Origin of the sequence: Streptomyces sp. SID10853, from assembly GCF_010548145.1 — a bacterium.
In the GTDB taxonomy this organism is placed as follows: domain Bacteria; phylum Actinomycetota; class Actinomycetes; order Streptomycetales; family Streptomycetaceae; genus Streptomyces.
Genome location: NZ_JAAGLN010000223.1, coordinates 1 through 11,589, shown reverse-complemented (window position 1 = coordinate 11,589; position 11,589 = coordinate 1). Strand labels below are relative to the sequence as shown.

The following is an 11,589-nucleotide window of genomic DNA, read 5'->3' as shown; positions in this document are numbered from 1 at the left end:
GCCGCGGCGCCGCCCGCCCCCTTGGCCGCGTCCTTGGCCGCCCCCTTGGCCGCGTCCTTGGCGGCGTTCTTGGCTGCCACCACCGCGTCGAACACCTCGCGCTTGGGCAGCCCCGCGGCGGCGGCGACCGCGGCGATGGCCTCCTTGCGCCGCTCCCCCGCCTCCTCGCGCACCTGCACCCTGCGCACCAGCTCGGCGGGGTCGAGCTGCTCGGGCCCGGTGTCGGGGGCGCCCTCGACGACGACGGTGATCTCGCCCCGTACGCCGTCCGCCGCCCACTCCGCGAGCGCCTTCAGCCCCCCGCGCTTCACTTCCTCGTACGTCTTGGTCAGCTCACGGCAGACCGCGGCCCTGCGGCCGTCGCCGAAGACCTCCGCCATCGCGGCGAGGGTGTCGTCCAGCCGGTGCGGGGCCTCGAAGTACACCAGCGTCCTGCGCTCCGCCGCGACCTCGCGGAGCCGGCCGAGCCGCTCGCCCGCCTTGCGCGGCAGGAAGCCCTCGAAGCAGAAGCGGTCCACCGGCAGCCCGGACAGCGCCAGCGCGGTCAGCACAGCGGACGGGCCGGGAACGGCGGTGACCTTGATGTCCTGCTCCACACACGCGGCGACCAGCCGGTAGCCGGGGTCGGAGACCGACGGCATCCCCGCGTCCGTGACCAGCAGCACCCGCGCCCCGCCGGCCAGCGCGTCGACCAGCTCCGGGGTGCGGGCCGACTCATTGCCCTCGAAGTACGAGACGACACGCCCCGTGGTCTGGACGCCGAGCGCCTGCGTCAGCCGGCGCAGCCGCCGGGTGTCCTCGGCGGCGACGACATCGGCCGTCGCCAGCTCCTCGGCGAGCCGGGGCGGCGCGTCCGACACATCACCGATGGGGGTCCCTGCGAGTACCAGCATTCCTGTCACGACTCCATTCTCCCAGCCCCGTGCACACCACTCTCACAGTCGGGTTCCCTACGATGGCGCGGTGACGAGTACAGCGCCTCAAGCCCTGAAGGGCCACGACGCCGGGGAACAGCCGCCCACCTGGGGGCGCAGGCTGCGCCGGTTCGGGTACGCGGCCCCGCGCGAGACGGGTCTGCGCGAGCGGCTGGTGCCGCCGTACGCCACACCGGGCCCGCAGGTGTGGAAGGTGCTCGGCCTCTCCCCCGCCTTCGCGGAGCGGCTGCTGCGCTGGTCGGCCTGGGGCGGCCCGCTCCTGGTCACCCTGGTCGCCGGGGTACTGCGGTTCTGGAACCTCGGCAGCCCGCACGCGGTGATATTCGATGAGACGTATTACGCGAAGGACGCCTGGGCGCTGATCCACCAGGGGTACGAGGGCCACTGGCCGGACAACATCAACAACGCGATCCTGGCGAACCCCTCGCATGTCTCGGTGCCGTCCGACCCGGGCTATGTGGTGCACCCGCCGGTGGGCAAGTGGCTCATCGGGATCGGTGAGCACTTCTTCGGGTTCACACCGTTCGGCTGGCGCTTCATGACGGCGCTGCTCGGCACGCTCTCGGTGCTGATGATCTGCCGGATCGGCAGGCGGCTGCTGCGCTCGACGTTCCTGGGGTGCCTGGCGGGTGCGCTGCTGGCGGTCGACGGGCTGCACTTCGTGATGAGCCGCACCTCGCTGCTGGACCTCATCGTGATGTTCTTCGTGGTGGCGGCCTTCGGGGCGCTGCTCATCGACCGGGACAGAACCCGCGCCCGGCTCGCCGCCGCCCTGCCGGTGGGCGAGGAGGGCGGGCTGCGGCCCGACAGCGTCATCGCGAGCACGGTCGGGCTCGGCCTGCGGCCCTGGCGGATCGCGGCCGGTGTGCTGCTCGGCCTGGCCGCCGCGACCAAGTGGAACGGCCTGTACGTCCTGGTCTTCTTCGCGGTGATGGCGGTGCTCTGGGACGTGGGCGCGCGCCGCACCGCGGGCGCCGTCCGCCCGTACCGGGCCGTGCTGCGCCGGGACGTGCTGCCGGCCTTCGTCTCGACAGTGCCGGTCGCCGTGGTGACGTACATGCTCTCCTGGACCGGCTGGTTCGTGACCAAGGGCGGGTACTTCCGCGACTGGGCCGCCCACCGCGCGGGGCTCTCCCCGGATCACATCAAGCTGCCGGTGCTCGGCACGGTCCATCTGCCGCAGTTCGACATGAGCTGGGTCCCGGCGTCGCTGCGCAGCTTCTGGCACTACGAGGCCGAGGTCTACAGCTTCCACGTCAATCTGACCGAGGGGCACCAGTACCAGTCGAACCCGTGGAGCTGGCTCGTGGTGGGCCGCCCCGTCTCGTACTTCTACGAGTCACCGAAGCCGGGCACGGACGGCTGCCCGCAGGGCACCGAGAGCTGCGCCCGCGAGGTGCTGGCGATGGGCACCCCGCTGCTCTGGTGGGCGGCGTGCTTCGCGGTCCTGTACATCCTGTGGCGCTGGGTCTTCCGCCGGGACTGGCGGGCCGGGGCCATCGCGTGCGGGATCGCGGCCGGGTATCTGCCCTGGTTCATGTACCAGCAGCGGACGATCTTCTTCTTCTACGCGGTCGTCTTCGTGCCGTTCCTGTGTCTGGCCGTGGCCATGATGATCGGCGCGATCCTGGGACCGCCCGGTTCGAGCGAGCGGCGCAGGGCGGTGGGCGCGATCGGCGCGGGTGTGCTGGTGCTGCTGATCGTGTGGAACTTCATTTATTTCTGGCCGCTGTTCACCGGGGACGCGATCCCGCTGAGCCAGTGGAACAACCGGATGTGGCTGAACACCTGGATCTGATCCCGGTCGGATAACGAAGCCCCCGGCGCCGCCGGGGTCCCGTACGCTGCTGGGCGTAACTCTCTTGAACATGTTCAAGAGACTCCTGGGGAGGGGACGCGGCAGTGCGTAGCGGGGCGAAGATAGGCATAGCGGGCGGGGTGTTCGTGGTCGTGGCCGGTGGGGTCGGCTATGGCGCGTACAACCTGTGGAACGGGCTGAACGGTTCGGGCGGCGGAGGCGGCTCCGCGGACACGGCCCAGGCCGCGCCCGCCCGCACCGGTCCGCCCACCGCGGACGAGATCAGCGGTGTGGCCAAGGACTTCCTCGCCGCCTGGGCGAAGGGCGACGCGGCCCGGGCCGCGCAGCTGACCAACAACGTGGCGGACTCGCAGCCGCTGCTGGCCGGTTACCGCGCGGACGCGCATGTCACCAGGGTGACGCTGACGCCGGGTGCGGCATCGGGCGCGAAGGTGCCGTTCACGGTGCAGGCCACCATTTCGTACGAGGGGAAGACCAAGCCCTGGTCGTACGCGTCGTCGCTGAGCGTCGTACGCGGTCTGACGACCGGCCGGGCGCTGGTGGACTGGGCCCCGTCGGTCGTCCACCCGGACCTGAAGAAGGGGCAGACGCTCACCACAGGTGAGGCGGAGTCCGCGCCGATCAAGGCGGTGGACGTCAACGGTGTCGAGCTGACGAAGGCCAAGTACCCCTCGCTGGGGCCGGTCCTGGACTCGCTGCGGCAGAAGTACGGCGACAAGGCGGGCGGCAAGCCGGGCATCGAGACGTACATCGGGGCGAGCGGGTCCGCCGGTGGAGCCACCGAGGGATCCGGGGGCGGCTCCGCGGACAGCCCGGCCCCGGCCAGGACCCTGCTGACTCTGTCCAAGGGCACCCCCGCGCTGCTGCACACCACGCTCGACGCGCGGGCGCAGGCGGCGGCCGAGGTGGCGGTGAAGAAGTTCAGCGAGTCGTCGGTGGTGGCGGTCAGGCCGAGCACGGGTGAGATACGCGCGATCGCCAACAACCGTGCCGACGCCTTCGACGCGGCGACGCAGGGCAAGCTCGCGCCCGGCTCCACGATGAAGATCATGACCGCGGCGATGCTCATCGACAACGGTCTGGCATCCGAGAAGAGCCCCCTCCTCTGCGAGCCTTCGGTCGTCTGGCAGGGCCAGACCTTCCACAACCTGGACAACTTCTCCATCCCGGGCGGCACCATGGAGCAGGCGTTCGCCCGCTCCTGCAACACCGCCTTCATCAAGCCGGTCGGGAAGCTGAACGACCGCGGTATCGCGGACACCGCCCTGCCGGACACGGCGAAGAAGTACTTCGGCATCGGCTCCGTCTGGAACGTCGGCATCCCGACCTTCGACGGCAGCGTGCCGCAGACGTCCGGCCCCAACACCGCCGCGGCGATGATCGGCCAGGGGCTGGTCCAGATGAACCCGCTCAACATGGCGTCGGTCACCGCCACCGCCCGCAGCGGCGCGTTCCACCAGCCGGTGATCGTCCCCAGGTCGCTGCGCGAGGGGGACACGGCCACCGCGCGGCCGCTGCCCGCCGCCACCGCCCAGCAGCTGCGCGACATGATGCACACGACGGCGACGGCCGGGTACGGGACGGGCACCGTGGCGATGTCCGGGGTCGGCGGATACAAGGGCGCCAAGACCGGCTCGGCCGAGGTCGACGCGCAGGGCAAGTCCAACAGCTGGTTCACCGGGTTCAGCGACGACCTGGCCGCGGCCGCGGTCGTCCAGTCCGGCGGCCACGGCGGCGACGCCGCAGGTCCGGTGGTCGCGGCCGTACTGGCAGCGGGCTCCTGACACCGTTGCCGGCCGCGGGCTCCTGGGACCGTTCAACGGGTTCGCGTGGCAGGTACACCGGACGCTAGCGTTACGGGCCATGAGCACTTCCGAACCCACTGTGAATCCCCGGTTCGCCGAGGCGCTGCGCCAACTGGGCCTGGAGGTCGAGGTCCGCGGCTTTTCCGAGGCGACCCGGACAGCCGCCGAGGCGGCGGCCGCGGTCGGCTGCGAGCTCAGCGCGATCGTCAAGTCGCTGATCTTCGAGGCCGACGGGGCGCCCGTCCTGGTCCTGCTGGACGGGGCGTCCCGGGTCGACGTCGAGCGCGTACGGGAGGTGCTCGGCGCCGAGAAGGTCAAGCGCGCCGACGCCGCTCTCGTACGGGAGACCACCGGCTACGCGATCGGCGGGGTGCCGCCCTTCGGCCACCGCAACCGCACCCGGGTCATCGCCGACCGTGGCCTGCTGGAGCACCCCGTCGTGTGGGCTGCCGCCGGCACCCCGCACACGGTCTTCGCCCTGGAGCCGAAGTCGGTGGTCGCCCACGCGGGCGCCACCCTGGCCGATGTCCGGGAGTCCGCCGCGTGACACTCACGGTCATCCTCGCCGTCGTCCTCGCAGCGATAACCCACGCCAGCTGGAACGCCATTGCCCACCACATCAAGGACCAGCTGGTCTCCTTCACCCTGATCTCCGGGGGCGGGTTGCTGGTCGGCGCGCTGGGCGCGCTGTTCGTCCCCTTCCCGGCCGCCGCCGCGTGGCCGTATCTGCTCGTCTCGGCCGCGCTGCACGTCACGTACATGCTGCTGCTGATGCGGTCGTTCACGCTCGGCGACTTCGGCCAGATGTACCCGATCGCGCGTGGCACCGCACCGCTCGTGGTGACCGTGCTGGCCGCCGTCTTCGTCCATGAGATCCCGAACGGCTGGCAGTTGGCGGGCGTCGCGGTGGCCTGCGCGGGGCTCGTGGGTGTGGCCGTCTGGGGCCTGAAGGGCTCCCGCCCGCAGTGGCCGGCGATCATCGCGGCGCTCGCCACCGGCCTGGCCATCGCCTCGTACACCACGGTCGACGGCGTCGGCGTCCGCGACTCGGGCTCGTCGCTGGGCTACATCGCGTGGCTGATGATCCTGGAGGGCATCGCCATCCCGGCGTACGCGCTGCACAGGCGCCGCGGCCAACTGGCCGCCCAGCTGCGCCCGTACGCCACCAAGGGGCTGATCGGCGGTGCGATGTCGGTGGTCGCGTACGGCCTGGTCCTGTGGGCCCAGACCCGCGCACCGCTCGCCCCCATCGCGGCGCTGCGCGAGTCGTCGATCATCGTGGGCGCGGCGATCGGAGCGCTCTTCTTCAAGGAGAGGTTCGGGGCGCCGAGAATCGCGGCGGCCGGGCTGATGGTGGTCGGCATCGGGCTGATGCTGCATACGGCTTAGGCGGGCTCGGGCCCGATGGCTTCCGGCCGAGTGGCAGCGGGCTGGATGGCGGCGGCCAGGAGGGCCAGTCGGTCGGCGCTGTCCGTGCCCGGGTCCGGGTGGTAGATGACGAGGGTCTGGCCGGTCGTGCCGTCGATGCCGAGCCGCTCCCGGTTCAGCCGGAGCGCACCGACCTGGGGGTGGTCGATCCGCTTGGGCCCGCCCTCGCACAGCGCGACGTCGTGGCGGGCCCAGAGCCGGCTGAAGCGGGGGCTGGCCAGGGAGAGTTCACCGACCAGTTCGATGACCCGGGGGTCGTCCGTCCCGGCGCCCACGGACTCACGGAAACCGGCGACCATCCCCAGGGCGGCGTTCTCCCAGTCCGGGTGGAGGTCCTGTTCTGCCGGGTCGAGAAAGATGCTGCGCAGGCGGTTGGCTCCTGGCGTGAGGCGGGGTGACAGCGCGGTCGCCAGGGCGTTCGCGGCGAGGACGTCGAAGCAGCGGCCCTCGACCAGCGCGGGCAGCGGAAGCGTGGCGACGAGCTGGGCGATCCCGGCAGGAACGGTCTCCTTGCGGGGCCGTCGGCGGCGGCGCCGTGGTGTGGCGGCCGCGCCGAGGTTCAGGAGGTACGCCGTCGCGTCGTCGTCGAGCCGCAGCACCCGGGCGAGGGATTCGAGGACCTGGACGGACGGGTTGCGGTCGCGGCCCTGTTCCAGGCGCAGGTAGTAGTCGGCGCTGATACCGGCGAGCATCGCGACCTCTTCCCGGCGCAGGCCCGGCACGCGCCGCACGCCGAGCACGGGGATACCGGCCTGGTCCGGGGTGACGAGCTCGCGGCGGGCGCGCACGTAATCACCCAGCAGGTTCGGTTCACCGGTCATACCGCCACTGTAGGTCGGCCGCCGGCGTATGTGCCTGGTCCTGTCACCCCCAGGATCGCGGGGGCACTGGCTGGGCCCGCGCCCCGGCGGCAGCGTGGTCGGCGGCCCACCGGGCCTGCCATTCCCCGCAGGACACAGCAAGGAGCGAACCCATGCCGACGACGTATCTGCTGGTACACGGTGCCTGGCACAGCGGGCAGTGCTGGGAGCGGGTGGTGCCGCTGCTGGCGGCGGCCGGGCACCGGGTGCTGACGCCGTCGCTCACCGGCTACGGCGACAAGGCGCACCTGCTCGGCCCCGACGTGGGGCTCGACACCCACGTCGACGACATCGTCGGGCTGATCACCGCGGAGGACCTCACCGATGTGGTGCTCGTGGGGCACAGCTACGCCGGGCTGGTCGTCTCGGCCGTGGCCCACCGGATACCGGACCGGATCGGCCGGCTCGTCCATCTGGACGCGATGGTCCCGCGGGACGGCGAGAGCGCGGCCGACGTCATGCCCGTGACGCAGTCCCTGATCGACCTCGCCCTGCGGTCCGAGAGCGGCTGGCGGGTGCCGCCGCTGCCCGAGATGCCGCCGCCGGCCGGGCTGTTCGGGGTCACCGACCCGGCGGACGTCGCCTGGCTGCGCACGATGCTGTCGGACCAGCCGGTGCGCTGCCTCCAGCAGCAGGTCCGGCTGGACAATCCGGCCGCGGACGCGATCCCGCGCACACACATCCACTGCGTGACCGGCAAGCCGGAAGGCTTCGCCCGGCGCCCGGTCCCCGCGGTCCAGCCCAACGGCGACCCCGCCCAGGTGTGGGAGCTGGCGACCGGCCACGACTGCATGATCACAGAACCGGCCGGACTGGCCGGGCTGCTGCTCGATGTGGGGCGTTCGGGCCTGCGTCCGGATCAGGCCGGGCGCTGAGGCCCGTTCCGTACCGGCGCACCCGGCTCGTGGTCGACGACCCTGCCGTTCTCAATCAGCCGCTTGATGCCGTACGTGGCCGCCGCGGCCACCGCCATCGCGGCCACCAGGAACCACAGTCCGGCCACCGCCGACCCCGTGCGGTCCACGATCACGCCGATTCCCATCGGGCCGAATCCGCCGCCGAGGTTGCCGACCGCGTTGATCATGGCGATGCCGGACGCGGCCTGCACCCCGGTCAGGAACCGCGACGGCAGTGACCAGAGCACCGGCTGACCGGCGAAGATACACATCGCGGCAAGGCTGATGAAGGCCATCTGCAGCACATGGTCGCCCGAAGGGACCAGCGCGGAGCCCGCGAGACCGGCCGCGCCGACCGCCGCGTTGCCCGCGATCCACGGATAGCGGGAGCCGCTGCGGTCGGCGAGCTTGGGCACGACGTACAGGCCGATCGCCACGAAGACGTACGGGACGGCCGTGACGAAGCCGACGGCCGTCCCGGACAGTCCGCCGAAGCCGTCCACGATCGTCGGCAGCCAGAAGCTGAGGCCGTACGCACCGAGCGGGAAGCACAGGAAGTACAGGGACATCAGGACCACGCGTTTGTCGCGGAGGGTCTTCAGCGGGGATTCATGGGCGCCGCCCAGCGTGCTGCTCTCGACGGCCAGTTCGTCGGCGATCCACTCCTTCTCGCCGTCCTTGAGCCAGCCGACCCGCTCGGGCCCGTCGGGCAGGACGCGCAGGGTGAGGAAGCCCAGGAGCACCGCGGGGACACCGGTCGCGATGAAGATCCACTGCCAGCCCTTGATGCCGAGCACCCCGTCGAGGCCGCCGAGCGCGCCCATCAGCGGGTTGCCGATGATGAAGGCGAGCGGTGTGGACATCATGAACCAGCCGGTCATCCGGGCGCGGTAGCGGTACGGGTACCACTTGGTCAGGAAGTAGAGGACGCCCGGATAGAAGCCGGCCTCGGCCGCACCCAGCAGGAACCGGGCGGTGTAGAACTGCCAGCCGGTGGAGACCAGCGCGGTGAGGGCGGTGACCAGGCCCCAGCTGATCAGGATGCGGGTGAACCAGCGCCGGGCCCCGAACCGTTCGAGGAAGATGTTGCTGGGCACCTCGAAGATCGCGTAGGCGATGAAGAACCCCACCTGGCCGAGGGTGAACGCGGCGTTGGACAGGCCGAGTTCGTTCTGGAGCGTCAGCTTGGCGAAGCCGATGTTCGAGCGGTCCACATAGGCGACCAGATAGAGCAGGACCAGGAACGGCATCAGCCGCCAGGTCACCGCCTTCATCGTGCCGGTCTCCGTGTCGGCTCTCGTGCCGGTACTCGTGCGGGTCCCCATGGCGTTCCTCCCCGGTGTGGCGATCATCATTGACCCTTTCGGTGCGTCCCTGGACACGCCTGGACCGTATCGTGATTTGATAGCACCATTAAGAGCGGGCAGGACACGACTAGGTCACAGCCGGTTTCCACCGCATCGACGACGGCACTGGAAGGACCACCACATGGCACCGCAGCTGCGCAGCCGCGCCTGGTTCGGGGACGGCGGCAAGAACGGCTTCATCGCACGCCATCATCTGCGGGCCATGGGGCGCGGCGGCCACAATTTCGACGGCAGGCCGGTCATCGGCATCTGCAACACCTTCTCCGAGCTGACGCCCTGCAACGGCCATCTCCAGCTCATCGCGGACGCGGTGAAGCGCGGGGTGCTCCAGGCCGGCGGCTTCCCCCTGGAATTCCCCGCGATGTCGCTCGGGGAGCCGTTCCTGCGTCCGACCTCCATGCTCTACCGCAATCTGGCCGCGATGGAGATCGAGGAGCAGATACGGGCCAACCCGATCGACGCCGTCGTCCTGCTCACCGGCTGCGACAAGACGACCCCGGCCGCCCTGATGGGCGCGGCCAGCGCGGGCGTGCCCGCGCTGGTCTTCACCGGCGGCCCGATGCTCAACGGCCGCTTCAAGGGCCGCAACGTCGGCTCGGGCACGGACATCTGGCGGATGACCGAGGAGCTGCGGGCCGGGACGATCACCCAGGAGGAGTTCACCGAGTTCGAGTCCTCGCTGAACCGCTCGGCCGGCCACTGCATGACCATGGGCACCGCGTCCACCATGGCCTGTCTCGCCGAGGCGCTGGGCATGATGCTGCCCGGCGGCTCGGGGCTGCCCGCGGTCGACGCCCGGCGCGGCACGCTCGCCGAGGAGACCGGCGCCCGCGCCGTCGAGCTGGCGACGAGCGGCCTCACCCCGCAGCGGATCATGACGCGCCACGCCTTCGAGAACGCCGTCCGCGTCAACGCGGCCATCGGCGGGTCCACCAACGCGGTCGTGCATCTGCTCGCCATCGCGGGCCGGCTCGGGGTGCCGCTCACCCTGGACGACTTCGACCGGCTGGGTGCCGAACTGCCCCTGCTGATCGACCTGATGCCGTCCGGCCGCTTCCTGATGGAGGAGTTCGCGTACGCGGGCGGCCTGCCCGCCCTCATCAACGATCTGCGCGACCACCTCCACCCCGACACGGTCACCGTCACCGGCCGCTCGCTCCTGGAGAACTGCGAGGGCGTCGAGGTGTACGACCGCGCGGTCATCCGCCCCTTCGGCGACCCGGTGCTGCCCGCGGGCAGCGGCACGGCCGTGCTGCACGGCAATCTCGCCCCGGACGGCGCCGTGATCAAACAGTCGGCGGCCGAACCGCGGCTGCTCAGCCATACCGGGCCCGCGCTGGTCTTCGACTCGCTCGACGACTATCTGGACGTCGCCGAGGACCCGGATCTCGATGTCACGGCCGACACCGTCCTGGTCGTACGCAACACCGGCCCCCGGGGCTATCCCGGCATGCCCGAGGTGGGGAACCTCGCGCTGCCGAAGAAGCTGCTCGACGCGGGTGTGCGCGACATGGTCCGTATCTCCGACGCCCGGATGTCCGGGACCGCATTCGGTACCTGTGTGCTGCATGTGGCGCCCGAGGCCGCCGTCGGCGGGCCGCTCGCGCTCGTACGGACCGGCGACCAGGTGTGCCTCGATGTCCCGGGCCGTCGTCTCGACGTCCTGGTGGACGACGCCGAGCTGGAACGGCGCCGGAGCGGGTGGGAGGCGCCGAGGCCGCCGGCCGAGCGCGGCTGGACGTATCTCTACACCCAGCATGTGACCCAGGCCGACACCGGCGTCGACCTGGACTTCCTGGTCGGCTCGACCGACTCCGCCCCGCCGCGCCGGGCCTTCTGAGGAGCTGAGCCGTCGCCATGACCGACACACCCATGCCCGCCACACCCATGGACACCGGGGCCAAGGACACCGAGGCGCTGGTCCGCGGTGTCTCGCCCGTGCTCGAAGTCCCCTTCCACGACAACGGCGATCTGGACCCGGACGGCTTCACGACCGTCGTCGACCGGGTGCTGGCCACCGGGGTCAGCTCGGTGATGTTCCCCGGATTCGCGAGCGAGTTCCACAAACTCGACGGCTCGGAGCGGGAGTTGCTGACCGGGCTGCTGCTCGACCGCACCCGCGGTGAGTCCGGTGTCGCCGCCGTCGTGTCCGTGCCCGACCACGCCACCCGGCACGCGGTCGCCCAGGCCGAGGCGGCGGCCGAGCGCGGCGCCGACGCGCTCAATGTGCTGCCGCCGCACTTCCTCGGCCCGTCACGCGAAGCCGTACTGGCGCACGTACGGGCCGTGCTCGCCGCGGTGGACCCGCTGCCCGTCGTCCTGCAGTACGCCCCCGCGCAGACCGGTACCGCGCTGGACGCCCCCACGCTGCACCAGCTCGCCGCCGAGCACCCCCGCGCACTTCGCCGCGATCGAGCGGCAGACGACCTCGCTGCTCTCCACCCGGCAGGACGTCGTGATCACCCAGGGGGAGGCGCTG

The 11,589-nt window shown here is 71.4% G+C and carries 9 protein-coding genes and 1 pseudogene; 7 read left to right on the top strand and 3 right to left on the bottom strand.

Annotation, left to right across the window (positions count from 1 at the left end):
* A partial coding sequence (rsmI, locus tag G3I19_RS29360) for a 16S rRNA (cytidine(1402)-2'-O)-methyltransferase (RefSeq protein WP_343235246.1) occupies nucleotides 1–902 on the bottom strand: 902 nt, incomplete at its 3' end.
* A 61-nt stretch (nucleotides 903–963) separates the two neighbouring features.
* Between rsmI and G3I19_RS29355 the strand changes: the two genes are divergently transcribed.
* From G3I19_RS29355 to G3I19_RS29340, 4 genes are all read left to right on the top strand, one after another.
* Nucleotides 964–2,733, top strand: a complete 1,770-nt coding sequence (locus G3I19_RS29355; RefSeq protein ID WP_164266749.1) for a phospholipid carrier-dependent glycosyltransferase — start codon at nucleotides 964–966, stop codon at nucleotides 2,731–2,733.
* A gap of 104 nt (nucleotides 2,734–2,837) precedes the next feature.
* A complete protein-coding gene (locus tag G3I19_RS29350; RefSeq protein WP_164266748.1) occupies nucleotides 2,838–4,538 on the top strand; it encodes a penicillin-binding transpeptidase domain-containing protein in 1,701 nt (566 codons plus the stop codon).
* Between the two features lie 79 nt (nucleotides 4,539–4,617).
* Nucleotides 4,618–5,106 carry a YbaK/EbsC family protein gene (locus tag G3I19_RS29345; RefSeq protein ID WP_164266747.1) on the top strand — a complete coding sequence of 163 codons (489 nt, stop codon included), beginning with the start codon at nucleotides 4,618–4,620 and terminating at the stop codon, nucleotides 5,104–5,106.
* A complete protein-coding gene (locus G3I19_RS29340; RefSeq protein WP_164266746.1) occupies nucleotides 5,103–5,948 on the top strand; it encodes a DMT family transporter in 846 nt (281 codons plus the stop codon). The genes G3I19_RS29345 and G3I19_RS29340 overlap by 4 nt, the downstream gene beginning before the upstream one ends.
* Here G3I19_RS29340 and G3I19_RS29335 read toward each other — a convergent pair.
* Nucleotides 5,945–6,808: a helix-turn-helix transcriptional regulator gene (locus tag G3I19_RS29335; RefSeq protein WP_164266745.1), complete on the bottom strand. Its 864-nt coding sequence runs from the start codon at nucleotides 6,806–6,808 to the stop codon at nucleotides 5,945–5,947. The genes G3I19_RS29340 and G3I19_RS29335 overlap by 4 nt on opposite strands.
* Nucleotides 6,809–6,960: 152 nt before the next feature.
* On the opposite strand from G3I19_RS29335, the gene G3I19_RS29330 reads away from it, so the two are divergent.
* A complete protein-coding gene (locus G3I19_RS29330) occupies nucleotides 6,961–7,722 on the top strand; it encodes an alpha/beta fold hydrolase (protein WP_164266744.1) in 762 nt (253 codons plus the stop codon).
* Here G3I19_RS29330 and G3I19_RS29325 read toward each other — a convergent pair.
* Nucleotides 7,707–9,068, bottom strand: coding sequence for an MFS transporter (locus G3I19_RS29325; protein WP_239074909.1), 1,362 nt, complete (start codon nucleotides 9,066–9,068; stop codon nucleotides 7,707–7,709). The genes G3I19_RS29330 and G3I19_RS29325 overlap by 16 nt on opposite strands.
* Nucleotides 9,069–9,231: 163 nt before the next feature.
* Here G3I19_RS29325 and G3I19_RS29320 point away from each other — a divergent pair, with 163 nt between their 5' ends.
* Entirely contained in the window at nucleotides 9,232–10,950 is a 1,719-nt protein-coding gene (locus G3I19_RS29320) for an IlvD/Edd family dehydratase (RefSeq protein WP_164266743.1), read from the top strand.
* Between the two features lie 17 nt (nucleotides 10,951–10,967).
* Nucleotides 10,968–11,435, top strand: a pseudogene (locus G3I19_RS29315) (dihydrodipicolinate synthase family protein); the annotation flags it as partial.
* Nucleotides 11,436–11,589: the final 154 nt, after the last annotated feature.